Genomic DNA, 18,340 nt, shown 5'->3' on the forward strand with positions numbered 1-18,340 from the left:
CCAGGAACTGCGCGAATTCCTCTGTCTGCCTGCTCCTTTCATGGAGGACACGCAGATGCGTCAGCGGGGTTGTGCCCGCTTCGGCGACTTGCTCGCGCCGCAGTTCGCTCAGTCCGAGCATCGCAGCGAGCCGCCCGTTGAGCGCCTCCACCGGTCGCGCCCGTTCAGTAACCGTGCCTGGTACGCCGCCACTGCTGATTCGTTCCGCCGTGGACTTCGCGATCTTGTGTTGCAGTGTGATCGTGTCCCCGAACCACCCCCGGACCTCGAGCAGCCTGCCCGCCGCGACCGCCCGAATCCAGTCGGAGTCATCGAACAGCCCCAGCTCCATGACCAGCGTGCGCAGCGCATCCCTGACCCGCCCGTGGGTCACCGCATCGGGGCTCACGCCGATCGCGTCCGCCAATGCCTTTCGGGCATCCAGGGCCTCGCGGTTCGGTTTTCCTTCCGTTTCGTCGGCGGCCGCGGACGTGGCTGGGGGCGTTGTCGACGGGTCGGCCGTGGTGGAGGGTCGGCTGTCCGGGTCGGCGCCGTCTGCCGGTTGGCCGGCATTAGCCGGCGGCTCGACGTCGGGTGTGTCGTAGAAGAAGGTGTAAGGGTCGCCGCCATCAGGGCCGGTCGGGCGGATGAATTTGCGTACGAGGTTGTGGCGTTGGGGCGCGAGGGGGTTGAAGTCGGTGTCGGGCTGGAATCCGAGGTGTGGGCCGGGATTGCCCCCGTTTCGAGGTGTCGAGTCATCGATCGCCGGTACGAGAACGCGCCGCCGGTCGGAGTCGTGTTGATCGACGCCGGCTCTCGACGAGGAAGCGGGCTCGGTAGGGGCGGTGGTTCGTTCGACCGGGAGGCCGCGGTCTTCTAGGAAGGGACTGACGTCTGGGTCATCGCCCAGGAGGCCCTCAACGATCTCGCGGAGACCGAACTCATTGTGGCCGAAGACATTGTTGCGCAACCACTCGCCGACCTCCCTGGTCAGTCCGTGCTGCTCGATGAGCTGCTCGGTGGTGCTGATGGTCATCTTGGCGAGCAGGTCGGCAACGAGGTAGGCGAACATCACCCCGCCGTAGCTCGAGCCCATGATGTGGCCGTAATGCTGAATGGTATGGCTGTCGGTGACGTACGGCAGATCGAGTCCGCGCTCGGCGAGCGCGGCGACCTCGAGGTCACGAATGCGCCGTTGCAGATCCGGACCCGAGGGTATCTCGTCCGATGTGCGCTGATACCACAGCAGATCGAGAATGGTGTAGGCGAGATTGCGGGCGGTACCGATTCCCGTGTACGAGGCCTTGGAAGCCAGGAGCTCCGCGGCCATGGCTTCCGGCATCGGCTCGCCGGTTATGTGATGTTTCGCATACCGGCGGAACACCTCTGCCTGAGACCGGAACATTTCCATCACTTGGGCTGGGAATTCGGCCCAGTTGCGCGGCATGCGTGCGCCGAACAGCTCGAGGACGCCGGATCCGCGGACAACGTTGACAGAGTGCCCGAACTCGTGGGGCAGAGTTTGGCTCCAGTCCCATGTCAGCAGAGTTGGCTTTCCGGGCGGCGGTTTGGGAATGTTCAGGCTGACGATGGATACCGGGAGTTGTCCGGTCGGGAGGAACTTGTCGACCAGTACATGGGTCCATGCACCGCCACGTTTGGTAGGCCTGGCGTACGGGTCGAACAAGACCAGACCGAGCTTCTCCCCGTCCTCGCCGGTGACCTCGAAGGCGCGAATATCCGGATGGAATACCGGGACATCGAAGCGTTCGGTATAGGTCAGCTTGAACACTTGCTCCACCGCGAAGCGGAACCCTGAATCGTCCTCCGGATCATCATGCGGGTGGCTTCCGGTTACCCGTTCGAGTTCCAAGTAGTTCTGGACGTCATCCTTGGGCCGCGCGGGTGCATCATCGGCGGTAGCAGCCGCGGCTCGGAGCTTCTTGATGGCGTAGGGGACATCCCAGGGCTTCAGTTGCGCCAGGCCGAGTAGCTCGGCGCCTTGCGTCAGTTCGTCTCGCGCCGCGGCAACCGTCGGCCCGACCAGCTTGTCGAAGAGAGCAAGCCACTGGTGCGGGCTGACAGGCTCTTCCTCGGCAACGAACTCCGCGTGGTCGGAGTAGCCAAGGACTTCAGCTCGAACAGCGCGCAGTCGCACGATCTCGACACCGACGGCGGTGTTGTTATGTGTTTCGCCGCGGCCGATTTCAGTTGAAGCGTGGTAGAGGCGCTCGCGAAGATCCCGGTTGTCCAGCACATCGAGCAGGGGCTGATTATTACCGGAGGACGTCGGGGTCAGCTCGATGACGTACCCCGTCATTCCCCGAGATTCGGCCGCGAGTCTCGCGGAGTCGATCTGCGCCGGGGACATGCCGGCGAGCTCTTCGGCATCGGTGACATGGATGGCCGAGTCCCGGTAGGCCTCCATCATATTGCTGTTGTACGTGCCGATCAGGTCGGCGATCTTGTCATCGATTTCCTTGAGCAGCTGCTGTTTATCGGCAGGCAAATCGATGCCGGTGCGGTGAAAATCTTGATAGAGACGGTGGAGATGTTCTCTGGTCCGCTGGTCGAGGTGCAGCTCATCACGCCGTTCGTAGAGTGCTTTTACTCGTTCGAAGAACGCCTCGTTCGTGAAGGTCTCCCGCTGAACTTCTGCGCGCATCTTCTTGATCTGCGGATCGATCTCGTCGATGCCGGGGAACCGTTCGGGGTCCTTGTGGTTGTCGGCGATGACGGCAACCACACGTTCCACGCGACTGATGGCTTTCCCTGACGCGGCGAAGCGTTCGAGGATGTTGGCTATGGTCGCTTCTTCTAAGGGAACGCTGGTAATAGCGAGGATGTCACGCCTGAACTCCTCGATCCCAGCCTCCATCGCCGGGATCACGTGCTCGGACCCGAGTCGATCCCAGTCCACCATCCCGTAGATACCGCCATTCTGATCCGCGGTCATCAGTGGGTTCGAGCCATCGGATTCCGGCTGGTCGAGCTGGGCTCCGGTGCTCGACCGGCTGTGGGGTGTTGGGTCCTCGGAGCCGAAGCGGTTCCATACATCTGGACCACTGCGGTACGCGTGAACTGCGGGGTCTCCGAGTTCTCTTGCGCGCCCCTCATTGATGTCGAGCGTGGCGGCAATTCCCTTGTCGTCCAAAGGCATCCCGCCTGTCCTTGGTCGCCAGGGGGTGGAACCTTGGGTGGTGGTTGGCTCGGCGGTCGCCGGATTGGTGGTTGGGTTCTGTGTGCTCCACGGAGTCGGTGCCGACGTCGACTCGCGTCGGTTCGAGTCGATGGGTGCTGCATCCGATTCTGTTGTGGGCGGTGGTGTTCGACGATCCGGGAACTGGGCGAGGAGGTCGTCGGCGTCGCTGAGAACGGTGTCGAGTCCGCGACGCTGTGTCGGCGCGTCCGCTGCCTCATCATCGGCGACCGGGGCGGGTCGAGTTTCACCCAGGGTTTCGGCGATCGTGTCGAGGACCGTTGCCGCATCGGGCCGTCCCCTGGCCGGCCCGCTCGGGCCTTGCCCACCCTCGATGTCGCCGAGACCGGCGGTGTCGGCTTCCTCGGCGCCCGGCCGCAGATCCACTGCGGCCCAGGTGATCGTGGCGTCACCCCATCGCTCGGTCCCGGATCGCGCGGTCAGATGCGCGACGGGCAGATCGTGCACCTGTGGGGCGTCGCCGGTACCCGGGGTGCGGGCGGCGACGGCCACCCGGAATTCCAAACCATCCCTGCCCATTGTCACCATGCCGGTCAGCAGTGCCGCACCGCTCACTCTTGCCACCAGCTCGTCCACAAGGCCGATGGACAGTGAGGTTGCCACCCGCCGTGCGTCGGCACGGACGAGTTCGGCTGGGATGTTGTCGAACACGCGATTGACGAGTTCGGCCGGCTGCGCCAACACCTCCACCGGGTCGTCGCCTGCCCGGAACAGATGCTCGGCCCGGGCGAACGCGTCGTCGCCGTCGAAGAGATCGCTCGCGTTCACCACCGGCTCGCTGCCGACCGACCAATGTGCGCCGGCCAACCAGCCGTTGCGGTAGAACGCCAGCGCCGCAGGCGAATCCGGCGCCCAGTTCGCTGTGCGCTGGAAAAGCTCGACCACCGTCGAAGGCTCGCTGTAGAGGCGATTCTTTGCTGTGACGGTCAGGATCTTGCTGCCAGGCTCGCCGGACACCGTCACAGTCAACTGCCATGGCCCACGGTGGCGAAGTCTGGTCGTGAAGTCTGAAAGTCGCCGCGACACCAGGATTTCGGCTGCGGCGAGCTGGTCGGGATCATCCCAGCGATGACGCGCCATCTCGGCATGTGCTTGGTGCCATGTTCGGGCGACGACGGTTTCGGTAGGGACACGATCGTTGATTCCGAGGTCCGGTTCGGGCTCGTCAGACGGACGGAAGGTCACCTGGTGGTACTGCATCGTTCCGAGGCCGACATGATCCCGGACGATCTCCATGATCAGCAATCCGGATCGGGTGACGCGAGCCGTGAACCTGGTGTCTTCTTGCCCGTTGTTCACCACGTTCTGGACCATCTGCTGAGCGAGCACCATCGCCTCGCCGACATCACGGTTGCCTGCGTGGCCGCGCAGCACATCATCCACTAGATCGCGTGCCTCGCTCGGCGGTAGCCCCAGCGGCACGATGTCCATGGCGCGGGAATACACGACCGCCTCATCGTGTGCGGGCCCTATCGCATCGCGAGTCGGGACGATCACCGCATCGTCGATTCGACGGAAATCGAGCACTACACGCCGGGAATCGGGCCTCACGTCGGTCATCCACCCGGTGGTCGCGAGCTCCAAGATCCGGGTGAGCTGTGGGGGAAGGTCGTGACGGCCGGCATGATCGACGGTCACCCGTAGGTCCAGCTCTCCCTGCGTCTCGGTACGCACAGTGACTGTTGTGCTCGATTCGGCATCGGCCACGACGTCCTGGACGGCGCGCGATACCGCGGAGCGTGGTTCTTCCGGCCACTCGGGTGCCGCGCGGTCGATCAACGCCCGCACCTTCTCGGCCATGTGCGGATCGTCAGAGGACAACCCCACTGCCGTACTACGCGGCTGAGTCTGGTCCAGTACATCTGGTTCAGCGAATACCACTTCGTCGGAAGCTTGCCTCACCAGTGCGGAATCTTCGTGTGGCACGGTGGCTCGGAGCAAGACCTGGTTCGGTGTGGCATCCACCACGGTCACAGCCAGGCCGCCGGAAGACAAGCTGAGCGCCGCCACCAACCGATCTACGCCTGCTTGCCCGGCATTCGCGTAATCCGTGTGTGCCCACTCAGGATTCGGCTCGACCGTCAGTTCCGCGCTTCGATCGGTCACGCCGGATTCGCGATCGGACAGTGCGGCCACGAGGCTCGCCGACGCCTCGGACCCATCACCCAGCACCATCCACGTGGTGTAGCCGTCCGGTCCGTTCTCGACCCCATGACGGTCGGCGTAGAGCGGGGCAAGGTTCAATTCCGCGCCGTCGGCGCCGATCATCAGGCCCCCGACGCCATGCACCCGACCCTCGACAGCGACGGCCTCGGCGCCGTCTACCGTCCACAACCAGGTCACGATGACAGCGCCCTCGGCCACCGGGTCGTGCGCGATTTTGCTCACCAGCTCATCGATGAGCAGCTCCAACGTCTCGGCGCGGAAACCTGCCCAACCGGAACCGCCTTCGGCGAGGTCGTCGATGAGCTGGATCACTTCCTGGCCGAGGCGCTCGGCGTCATCGTGCTGCGCGATGTCGAAGACGCGCACCGAGACCTCGCCGACCTCGATCGGATCCGGGGCGGGTACTGAATCGGGGCCGTTCGTGGCTGGGCCGGAATCGCCTGGCGGGTCGATGTCGGGCGTGGTGTGGAAGAAGGTGTACGGGTCGCGCCCGTCCGGGCTGAGGCCGGTGCGAAGTCGCTTGCGCCCTTGACGGGAAGGGACGTCGAGTGCTGTGCGCTGATCGAAGTTGCGGTCGAATGACGACACGTCTCCCCGAGGCGTCGGCCCGGCGGCGCCGCCCGGTGATCGACGGACCGGGAACAGCTTCCCGAGTCCGGTCGGGTCAATGGCCGGCGGGGCTTGAGTCAGCGGAGGCGCCACCTCATCGATATCGGCGAGCATCTCGTCGGTATTGCGTACTCGAGCGCCGGTTGGCTCGTCGGCGACCACGGTCGGGCGAGATTCGCCCAGGGCGTCGGCGATTACGTCGAGAACATTCGCCGAGCCCGGTCGTCCCGCTCCCGGCTCGCCTGGGCTCTGTTCGCCCTCGACGGGATTGGTACCAATGGTGTCGGGTTCCTCGGCGCCCGGTCGCAAATCCACTGCGGCCCAGGTAATCGATCCACCACCCCATTGGTCTGTACCTGTTCGCGCGGTCAGATGCGCCGTCGGCAGTTGGTGTGGCTGCCTGCTGCCACCGTCGACCGGGACACGGTCGGCCACGGCTACACGGAACTCCAGCCCGTCGGTTCCCATCGTCACCATTCCGGTGAGCAAGGCTTCCCCGCGGGGACCCGCCACAAGGTTGTCCACCAGGCCGATCGTCAACGACGTCGCGACCTGCCGGGCGTCAGTGCGGACCAGTTCTGCTGGTATCAAGTCGAATACACGCTCGACGAGCTCGGCCGGCTGTGCCAGTACCTGCACTGGGTCGGAATTCGCTGGGAAGAGATGCTCGCCACGCGCGAATGCGTCGTCTCCGCCGAACAAATCGCTTATGGCCGAGATCGGATCGGCGCCGGATGCCCAATGCAGATCTACCAACCAACTGTTGCCGTAGAAGGCCAGTGCAGCAGGAGAATTCGGCGCCGAATTCGCCGTGCGCTGGAACAGCTCGACCAGGGGTATCGCCTCTCGGTCTCGTGGACCCTTGACCGTGAGGGCTAGTACCTTGCTGCCTGGCTCACCAGCGACCCCCACACTCACTCGCCACGGTCCGGCATCGCCGGCACTGGTCGCGAAGTCGGAGATCCGTCGGTGCAGAACCGTCTCGGCTGCAGCGAGGTGATCGGCGTCGGTCCACTGGTGCAGCCTCATCTCGGCCCGCGCCTGTCCCAGAATGGCAGCGATCATCGCGTCGCCGACTGTGCGGTCCGAGATGCTGAGTTCGGGTTCGGCCGTTCCGGATGGCCGCAATACCACCTCGTGATACGAAATCGTTCCCATGCCGGTGTGATCCCGGACGATCTCCATGATCAGTAGTCCGGACTGCGTGGTTCGCGCCGTGAATCTGGTGTTTTCCTGCCAGCTGTCCATCACGTTCTGGACCATCTGCTGGGCGTGAGTCATCGCCTCGCCGATATCGCGGTGGCCGGCGTGGCCGGACAGCAAATCACGCACCAGATTGCGTGCTTTGGTGGGCGGCCGTCCCTGCGGGACGATGGCCATGACTCGGGAATCGACGATCGGGTCATCGTTGCTCTCCGCGGCATCGCGGGCAGCAACGATCACCTCATCGTCGATTCGACGGAAATCGAGGACCATACGCCGGAAGCCGGGTGTGACGTCGGTCGCCCATCCGGTGGCACCGAGTTCCAATGCCTGGATGAGTTCAGGTGGTATGTCGCGACGGCTTTGATGGGCGATTGTCACCCGCAGACCCACCGCCCCCCGCGACTCGGCCTTAACCCAAACCCTGGTGTCCGGCCCAGCATGGTCCAGCACATCGTGGACTGTCCGCATCACCATGGAGCGGGTCGATTCCGGCCAGTTCGGCGCCGCATCGTCGATCGCCGACCGGACACTCTCGGCCATTCGTGGATGATCGGAGGGCAACCGCACAGTCGCGCTGGGCGGCTGCGCCTCTTCAGGATCCTCGAGCCATGGGTCCGACGCATCGTCGGTGGTGACGGGGAAGGGCAGCGGGTCCCCGTGTGCCGAAATGGCTCGGAAGACGATCTGATTCGGGCCGGCATCCTCCACGATCACAGCGAAGTCGTCAGAACGCAGGCCGAGTGCCGTCACCATCCGCTCGACGGCGGCATCCGCCGCGTTCGCGTACTCGGTATGTGTCCATTCGGGAATCGGCTCGACCATCAGTTCCGAGCTTCGACCAGAAGCGTGAGCGTCACGGTCCGAAAGGACAGCCACCAGATCCGCCGACCCTCGGGACCCATTGCCCAACACCACCCACGCGGTGTATCCGTCTGCTTCGTAGTCGACTCCGTAGTTGTCGGCGTACATCGGGGCAAGGTTCAGCTGTGCGCCGCCGGCGCCGCTCACCCTGCCCTCGATACCGACTGCCTCGACGTTGCCCGGCTTCCACAGCCAGGTCACCACCAGGGCGCCCTCGGCCTCCCGGTGATTCACGATATTGCTGACCAGTTCATCGATCAGCAGCTGCAACGTCTCGCTGCGGTTGTCCACCCAGGAGCCCTCCCCGAACAACAGATCGAGGAGATCGGCTACCTTCTGCCCGACGTGCTCGGCGCTGTCGTGCAGTCCGACTTCCAGAACGTGCACCATGGCCTTGCCCGCCGCGTCCTGGGTGTCGAGCGGGCCTGGTGCGGGTGCGGGGTGCGGGGCCCCGGAGTGCACGTTCTGATCGGCAGGATCACCTGGGGTTCGAGCTGATCCTGGATTCGGGTCGCTCGGCGCCGGATCAGAATTGGCTGGTTGCTCGACCAGTGGAGACTGACCGGATGTCTGGGATCCTGGCGTTGACCGGGGAGTGGGGTGGTCCAAGTCAGGGCTGCCCCATTCTTGCCCGCATGGATGGTTGTGATTCAGCACGGACGGGTCCAGTCCGAGCCCGCCGGTGATCTGGAGGCGGCGTCTCCTGGTGGGACGTCCAGGTGCGACGGGATTGACATCCGGCTGGAAGGAAACGATGGGCCCCGGGGCCGGCTGATTGCCGCCGCCGGTCTGGCCGAACGACATCCCCCGCTGCCGTCGCGGAGCGGGTTCGCGAGGCACACCGGTGGGCCTCGACTGTCCTGGTGTGTCGATTTCGCGTCGATGGCGCGACTCGACCCACACGAGACCGGTGAGGGCATCGGGCCCGTCCCCTACGGGCTGCGACGCGCGGCGCAGATGGCGGAATCCGATGTGCGCCACCGTATCCCATACCTGCCGGGCGATTACCGGGTCCACTTTCGTCGTGCCGGCCAGCACTCGCCGTACGACGACATTGGCGACACCCACGGTTCGTGCCACGTCCCCGACACGTACCCGTCGGAGTCGACCGCGGCCTGCTCCGCCGTCACCGGCCGTGTTGCGGAGCTGTTCGGCGAGCTGACGGCGAACAAGCACACCCAAGTGTGCCGAGACCTCCGGCCGGAGGCCTAGTTCGGCAATCGCCTGAGCGGGTGAATATCCGCGCAGATATCGCAGTTCGGCAAGGTTCGCGAGTAGTTCTGGTAGTCGTCGGATAGCCCGTTCGAGCTCTGCTCGTCGCACCGGTACTGCGTCCCTGGTGCCGGATTCGCCAGTTGGTTCCGAAGGAAGTTGTACTCGTATCGCATCCCACACTTGGCGAGCGATCGAAGGTTGTTCGGCTTCGCCGCCCAGCACCCGCCAGACCTGACGCTCGGAGACGCCGGAGTGGTGTGCCACGTCCTGCACCGTTACCGTGTGCCGCGCCTGGTCGTTCTGCGGATCGACCGTCTCTGCTGGATTCGGGTATCCGGCCCGAATGGTGGCATCGACAACCTTGCTCGCGAGGTGCGGGTCAGGTACGGACCCCCCGAGCAGAACCCAGTGAACTGTGGCGATGTCGAGTCCGACGGCTTCGGCTATGTCGGCCAGCATGCCCCGGGACCAGTCGGCCGCGGCCTTCGGGCGCGCAGCAGCGTTCTGCATCAGGTCGATCCCAGGGGAGTGCACCGCAGGATCGGGTGCCTGTTCGAACACCAGCCCGGTGGCGGGGTTCTCGGGTGAACCCGGGGCGGATTCGTCAGACTGTAGACCGAGCCGCACAGCCGCTTCCCGGACCCGGGCAGCGACTCCGTCGGATGCGTCGCCGCCCGCCAGCACGTGTGATGCCAGCTCGATCGTCACTCCGGCCACCCAGGCAACGTCGGCGATAGTCGCCGCCCGGACCGTCCCCGTCACAGGGACCTCGGTGCCGACCGCCGTGGCGAATCTCTGCACCACGGTGTCGGCTGCGAATGCGGCTGAATAGTAGGCGCCCAGGTGTGCGAGAACGGATCTATCGAGGAGCTCGGTATCCGTGTGGGGATCGAGAGCCGTCGTTCCATCTTCTCGATCGTCGGTCTCGAGGTACCGCAGCCGGGCGTACGCGGCGAGGTCCGGGGGGAGATCATCCAGGACGCCCAGCAACCCTGACCTGGTCACCACCCGCAACAATCCGGTGCCGGGCCGCTGTGGCCGGAAACCGACCTCATCAGCCTTTTCCAGCACGTGCGCCGCGATTTCCGGATCGCGACTGCCTTCGCCGCGGAGCACGCGATAGACCTTCTGAATGGACACACCTGCCCGCTCAGCGACCGTGGCCGCCGTGGCGTCGGCGATCTTGCCTGCGCGCGGCAGGATTCGTTCCGAGGGCGGCTGGAGCAACCCGCGCCGGTATGCCGCTTCGCGAATGGCGCTCGCCGTCCCCGAGGTCAGGACAGGCCCGTCCCGCAATACCTTCTCGACCACCGACACGGTCACCCCCGCTGCTCGCGCGACGGCCGATCGGGTGATTCGCCCGTTGTATCCGATCTCGGCCGCCACCGTGCGAATCCGATTCTTGACTTGTGGATCCACCCGGCCGCGCGCGTTGCCGAGCACGATCTCCACCGTCGATTCGCTGACATTCGCCGCGCGACCGACGTCCGCCTTGGTGACCCAGTATCCGAGCCGAGTCGCTGCCTCGCGCGTCGCCGCCGCGGCTTGGTCGGAAACCGCGGGACGACCGTTCAAGACCATCTCGACGAGGACACGGTCGGCACCGACCTCGGCAGCCAGCGCATCGATGGCGGCTTCCCGGTCGGCTTCGGCAGCAGCGGTCCGTACTTCGGCAGGAGCGGGCGGGGCCGGAAGGACCGCTGTGTTGTCTGTCGGCTCTTCGAGTGACGCACTGTCCACCATCGGTTCAGGCGTCAGGTGCCGGGCGACTACGTGCAATCCCGCTGCTAGATCCGATTCGACTTCGTCGACCGAGATACGCAGCCGAGTGGAGATCTGCTCGGGCGAAATGTTTTCGAAGTAGTGCAACTCCATAGCCCGACCTTGGGCAGAATTCAGTTGGCCCAGGGCAGTCCACAGCTCCTCGATTGTCGCTTGTTCGATGCCCCGGGGACGAGGGTCGGATGGGCGAACATCGTCGAGCTGCTCGTAGTCGGCGGCGATCCGCCCTCGAACCTGGAGAAAACGGAGATGGCGCTTGGTGTGGGCGGCTGCGACCGTATCGAACCAAGGCCCGGGATTCTGCACCGGAATCTTGTGCGCATTTCGGCTCGAGTATGCGAAAACGTCCTCGGTGATCGAATCGACGATTGTCCTGTCCTCGCCCCGCACCATGGTTCCCACAATGCGTCGAACAGGATCCAGATAGCGTCTGCGGAGCTCGGCGAGCGGGAGATGAGGCGCGGTCGGTGCTGTGGGGGTACCTGGATGTGGGGCCGACTGTGACGGGTTGTCGCGGACGTCGGGATGGTCACCTTTGGCAGGGGCATCCCGCTCCTGCGGGTGATCACCGCGCGACGGTTCACCCTCATTGTTGTTGTCGGGTGGGCCTTTGACTGTGACGTTGCGTGGTGGGGGTTGGTTGGGGTCGTAGGGGTGGAGGTTGGTGAGGTTGTCGTGTTCGTTGGTTGTGAGTTCGGCGATGTAGATCTTTTCGATGTCGTCGGGGTAGGGCAGTTCGTATTCTTCGTGCCTACGGATGCGGGTGCTGGTGTGGGTGCGGATGGGTGTGCCGGCGCGGGAGCGGGTGCGGGTGCGGGTGTGGGTGTGTTCGGGGGTGCGGATGCGGACGCGGGGGATGCGGTCGGGGTCGTCGTGGTCTTCTTCGAGGACGCCTTGGGGGCGTTTGATGTTGGTGTCGGCGATGAGGAGGTTTCCGTTGCCGATGTTGGTGGCGACGGCGGTGTGCATTTTCTTCTTTTTGCCGTAGTCGAAGAGGAATACGGTGGTGTCGACGGGGCTGTTCTTGTCAGCGATGGTGTCGAGGTAGGCGGTGATGGCGGCTTTGGGGTCGCCGTTGTGGGGGAGTTCGACGAGTTGGGTGGCGATGAATCTTGCGAGGTGTTTCGGTTTGTTGTGTCCTCGTTTGAGTTTGGTGCCGTTCTCGAGGCCGAATGCCCATGTTGCTTGGGTGGTTTGGTTGATGCAGTCGAGGACGGTGCGGGCTTTGTGGCGGCCGAAGAGGCGTTGCAGGACTGTCCAAGCCCCGACGGCGCCGAAGCCTGCGGCGAGAGCTGTGCCCGTTGGCGCCTGCCCCAAAAGCGCGAGCGCACCCCCACCGGCTCCGACACCGAGAGCCACCCCGGCCTGCCCCGTCATGCGGCGCAGGGACTGTACTTGTCCCAGCACATCGTCAGGGGTCCTCGTGCGGGCATAGGTGGCGATGGGAATTCCGGTCGAACTGATGGCGATCCAGCCGCCGGCATAGATCGTCGTCGCGAGCACGGGATCGGTGGCAAACGCCTCCGCGATACCGGTCGCGGCTATACCAGCCGCCCTGATGGCGATCGTTGACTTTATGCGGACGTTGTTCAGCCATTTGGTGGGGACGAAGATCCCCAAGATCCCACCTGCGGGGATGACCAACAACGCTCCGGTGATTTCTGCCACCGACATGCCCGAATTGGCGAGTAGCGACGTGATCACCGTGAACTGCATGCCCGTGTAGACGTTGGTGATCGCGTGGGCGTTGTTGATGTGTCGCAGCAGGTCGTTGCCGTAGATCGCACGCCCGCCCTCGACGACCGAACCGCGCATCCGTTCCCCGAACTTGCCCTTCTTCGGCTCGGTCGGGAGGTCCGGTATTTTCGACGACGTTGCCACGTTGACGAGTTTGGCCCCGAGCTCGATGGCCGGCGCCATCCACATCCCGGCAGCAACGATCCCTGCGGCCGCCCCTCGCCCGAACAACCGGGGGACGTTCTGGTTGAGCGTGTTGAACCGAGTGAGCCCGCTTTGCGCATCGCCGGCCATGAAGTTGTTCACTTTGTCGGCACTGCTTGTGAACAGGGTGGCGGCACCCGCTCCTACGATTGTGGTTGCGATGAGAATGGGGACGGTGTAAGGCGTTCCCGTCGCGAGCGCGGTGAGCGCGATGGCCGCTGTGCCCGCCTGCACTACGCCGGTGTATTTCATCACCTTATTGGGCTGGATATGGTCGGCCATATATCCGCCGAGCGGTGAGAGGATCATGCTGGACCCGTTCACCACCAACCCAACGGCGCCAGCTACGGCGGGTCCTGCCTCCTGCATCCACCACAGGGCCATGGCCCCGTTCATGATCTCGGCGCCGATGGAGTCGAGGCCCGTGGAGCCGAGTCGAATACCGAAGTTGCGGTCGGTGCGAATCAACTTCGACAGCGAGGTGATCTTCTCGCCGCTGGCCGGCGCGATGGGGGAGCCAGTCGTTGCGGTGGCCGGCTCGGATGGGGCGGCCGGGGGTACGGCTGCCTCGTGAGGGGTGAGTGAATTCGGTGTGGTGGCGCCCGGTGTTGTCTCGGAACCATCGTTGGGCTGCCCGGCAGCCGCTGATGCCGAGTGAGATGCGGGTCCGATCGGTTCGGCAGCGGGTCTGTCAACGTGCTTCTCGGGATCGCCGTGTGGTTGTGGATCAGGGAAGTCGTCGTTGAAGCGGTTGAAGACGAACGGATTGTTTCCATCGGGGCCGACCACGTGGCCGGGCCTGCCGACAAGGGTGTGACGTTCGCGAGCGAACGGGTTGTCTTCAGAACTCGCCCGGTCGTGGAAGGACACAACTGGGCTCGTGGGCTGTCCGCCGTCCCCGGTCGGCTCCGGGTTCTCGACTGTGAACCGGGCCGTCGGGCCACCTGCGATGAGCCGGTGGCCGGGGGTGGCCTGGCCGGCTACATCGTTGCTCCGCTGAGATGCTGGCCCGCTCGCCTGGGTAGCACGAGTACCAGCCGGTTCGTAGGCCGGCTGAGGCGACAGATTCGCTGGTTCAGAGGTGATTACGTGGTCGGCGGGGACGCTCATATAGCGCACTCTCGCCGTGTAATTCAGTTGCGAATAGGGAGGCCAGTCCCACGTTTCGTTGCTTTGTGGATCCCACCAGACCGGGCCGGCCGCACCCGGCGGATACACGACCAGCATGACGTGGGCACCATCGATTACCGGCTGATGATCTGGGGTGTAGCGTTTTTCATCAGTGTCCGGATAAGTCGCGTGCCACATCAGCCGGACGACTGCCGCGGAGCCGGGCCCCATTGCGGACACCTCGTCGTCGATGACGTCGAACTCGCCCCCTGGGCGCGTGGCTCCGGTCGACTCATGCCAATCCAGCCGCAGCCAGTCGGCGAGGCGCTGGACACCATCGCGCTCGCCCGTCAGCTGCAGGATGCCATTATCGTCCCAGAGCAGCCACCGCGGCAACGCGACCTGCGGATCGCCGAAGAAGGAAGCCAACCCGGCCGCGACGCAGTCCACACAGTTGGTGGCCCGGCCGAACACACCGGTGCCACCGTCGTTGATCAGCCGGCCATAGGGGTTGGTGCGGGGATCGGCGCCGACCAGATACCGATCGCCATCCCGCAACGCATTCTGCACCGCCCGCTGATGGTCGATGGTTTCGAGTCGACCGAGGTAGTAGGGACCGATCCGGCGACTCCGGCCCAGCATGCCGAATTGCGAGGAGGTGTTCGCGGCGGTGATGGCATCGCCGATCGTGGCCAGGTCGGTGTAACTCAACGCGAAAGGATCGGGCTCGCCCGAATTACTCGAAGGCAGCCCCAGCTGAATACGAAGTTCGATGACGTTGGTCGCCCAATCACCGGCTGCTGACCACGTACCCGGTCCGGCAAACATCACTCCCTCGACGACATGCACATGTGCCGACTCCGGGTCGTCGGTGAGGAGGACATCAACGAGCAGGGTGTCGCCGTACGGCAGCACCGGAGAGGTGTTGATGGATTCATCAATATTCTGCTGGATGCGGTCCACCAGCGCGGAGGGATCACCGTGTGCGAGCGCGCCGGGAGTGACGTAGGCGAAGATCGTCAGCACGGTTACCGACGACGCCCCGATCGAGAAGGTGTCGATCTCGAATGCTGGGACCGAAGTCCGGGTAGGCACATACCCATTGCCGTAGTCGATCCACACAGGGGTGGGGGCATCGCCATCAGGTAGCTGGTCCCCGATGTCCGCACGGAGCGCGGCTGGGCCCGCCGCCGCAGGGTGGCCGTATCCGAACGCATGTGCGTCCGGGGTGGTATCGGCGGCAAAGCCGAAGGTGAGGCCTGGCTGCTGTTTACGGGGGTGCGGTGCCCGGGCGAGAGGTTGATCGAGCTGGGGGTTGTCGTCGACGACGTTGGGTGGGTCGAACCTGAGCGGGGGGCCGCCGCCTGGTCGCAGGTTGCCGGGATCGGCGGGCCTGCGCTGCCCGCTGCCCGTGCGTTCGGGCGCAGGCGGTGGCGGTGCCGATTCCGCTCGGCCGTCTGTGGTCAGCCGCTCATGGAGCCGGCGATAGGCACCCGAGTCGTGTTCCTTGTTCGTTGGCTCGGCTGTCCGCCATGCCAATTCGGTTTCGAGTGCGTGCAGTTCCTCGGTCCAGAGTTCGGCGACCTGTGGGTCGTCGGTTTCGGTGATTCGTTGTTCGACGGTGGTGATGCCACGGCGGATGTCGGAGAGGGTCAGCTTCTCACCCATGAGCAGGTCGCCGCTCATTTGTCCGTGGCGGTAGATGACGGGTTCGCCGTATTTCTGGTCCAGGAATGGTTTCTGGACGGTGTAGTGGCTGAGGCCATATCCGATGAATACGTCTACGCCCTGCGCATTCCACCGCTCGATCTCGCCCATGATGACCAGTTCGCGTGTATTGACTTCGAAACGCGCAGTTTCTCTTATTGGATTACCGGTCAGGTTGGGATTGTAGACATGCACGGCTTTTCTTGTTATATCGAAGGGTTCACCGAGATGTTTTTGGTACCAGCGCAACAGGTTGTCGTACGTCAGCTGTTGTGGGCCGTTCGCCTTCGGCCACATGCTGGTTTCGCGCAGCGCTGCTTCCCGCCGCGCCAGCGCGGATCTGATGTGCGAGAGTGTTTCCTCGTCGTCGCGGAGTTCCGCCAGCGCATCATCTTCTGGTCGATCCCTGTCCACTTGCGTCTTTTTATCTTGAATATGCCGCACTACGGCCAGGAGATTACGAACGTGGTGCAGCTCTTCCTGATCGGCATCCTGCGCGGCAATAGCAAAACTTACCGACTGGATGTCGGCTGATTTGCTTTGTATGCCGTGGTGTTGACCAAGGAACCTGGTGTGCCACCAGTCGCCGCTGCGAATAGCTTCGTCGAAATCTATCCCGCGTACCGCGTCGTTGGAGATTTCGCCGCCCTCGTGGAGGACGATGCGCTTGCGTCCGGAAGTTTCTGCTATGAATACTTCGGCTGCGCGGCGTATGGCTGGGAACTGTTCATTTGTCGGTAGCTTGGTGTGCTGCTGTGCGCTGTACCATATTTGACGGCCATTGGGGGTGGTGTATCTGGCAATTCGCGCTGTATGGCCGAACTGTCCTTCCATCTTTTTTTCCAGCTCATCGCTCGACGGCCTGAGTTCGTTGAACCTTTGTGCGTCGGCATCGCTGAGCTGGGGAATTGTATGGGATTCCCGTTGGGGCAGTGTGGCGGTCGAGTCGTCTGGTATATCGGCGGGCGGTCGGCCTTTGACCTTGCCCTTGCGTGGTTCAGGTTGGTCGGGTTGGAAGGGGTGCGGTGCTTCCGGCTCATTGCCGTCGAGAGTTATGTCGGCCAGTTTCTGGCGTGCGTCGGTGTCCTGGGTCTGGTCGTGTGGTGCGTCGGTGGCGGGGCTTGTGTCGAAGCGGACGGTCAGGAAGCGGGGGCGGTAGACGCTGACGTCGTTGAGAACAATCGTGCGGGGATTCTTCGCGTTCCAGGTTTCGGGCACCGCCCAGTTGACGTTGTACGACACAACAAGCCCACCCTGGCCACGATCCAGATGTGGATGTGCGAGCGCGTTGTAGGTGTAAATGCCTGCGTCGTTATATGTTCCGTGTATTCCAGTCTCGGGTGTTGTGTAGAGCACCGTCTTGTCTACGAACGGCCCGAACGGCGTTGGCGCGGCGTACGCGACGATATCGGCACTATAGATTTGGGTCGCGTCATTGGTGACGAGAAGGTACCGGTCAGCGTGGTGGACAACGCTGAACTCGTTGGCCATTCCGGTCATCAGATCGACGGCGGCACGCTCGTCGGCGCTCCACTCGTTGTCGCCGGTGTAGTACTCCCAATTCCCCCTCAGGCTCTCACCCGCGACCCGGGCAATGCGCAGGGACCGCTGGCCACCGCCATGGTCGTGCGCGCCGTAAACGTAGGTGTACCCGTCGGTACGGCAGAGGGCCGACCCCCATGACACGCCCCATGCCGTTTCGCGCACGGTGACGTCGATGGGCTGGGCCGGGTCCGCCGCGTCGAACCGTGCGATGACCAGCCCGTCGGATTTCTTGTCGCCACGAAGCTTGCCCGGCCGGTAGCGTCGATAGGCGATCTCGACGAATTCACCGGCTACGACGGCATCACCGGCCCAGTAGACGGTGGGGCCGTCGTCGGTGGGTGGCTCGAGCACCGCCAGCGGCGTGTCCGCGGTGCCGCCGTGGACGGTGGTGAACCGTTCTCCGTCCTGGATCACCAGACTGTTGCGGACGAACGGCGTTTGGCCACCATGTTGACGCACGTTCGCTCGGGATCCGTCGGGGTTCACGGTGCCGAGGAAGGTATCGGAGAAGATCCACAGGGTGCGGCCGTCGGGCAGTTGCACCGAGTACGTGCTGTCCGCGCCGGTCCAGGTGAGCTTACTGGAGTTGTCGTTGCCGTATGCGGTGAACAACTCCGTGAGCTCATCACGATCCACCGAGACGATGGCGGGTACCCGCGAGGGCGGACTACTCGATGGCGAGATGTCACCATTCGCCGGGTGTTGCGTCCGTGAATCGCGTGCGTCGGGAGCTTGCGGCGTCTGTTCGGATCGGCCGGGGTTCTCGTTCTGCGCAGGTCCAGTCGGCGGATCGTGCGACGCCCCGGAGAAACGGGCGGTGCCACCACCGTCCATGTTCCACTCTGCCAAGCGTTCTACGCGGCGTTGTCCGCGGGTGGGCTCGGGCCCTCTGTTCCAGGGGCTGCCACTGCCGTCGATCCGCTCATCGGGATCGGGCACGCCCATGGTCCCGATCAGGGCTGCGGTGCGGGGTTTCGGCAGCTCGGTATCGGCAGGTGC

1 protein-coding gene (running past both ends of the window) is annotated in these 18,340 nt (G+C 64.3%); it reads right to left on the reverse strand.

This entire window lies inside a single protein-coding gene on the reverse strand: locus tag GV792_RS12395, encoding an MFS transporter (RefSeq protein ID WP_163824241.1). The 62,850-nt coding sequence extends 12,701 nt beyond the window's left edge and 31,809 nt beyond its right edge, so the window shows coding positions 31,810–50,149, spanning codon 10,604 (complete) through codon 16,717 (partial); the first complete codon in reading order (the gene reads right to left) occupies window positions 18,338–18,340. The start codon and the stop codon both lie outside this window.

It is taken from the genome of Nocardia cyriacigeorgica (assembly GCF_010868145.1).
GTDB lineage: Bacteria > Actinomycetota > Actinomycetes > Mycobacteriales > Mycobacteriaceae > Nocardia > Nocardia cyriacigeorgica_D.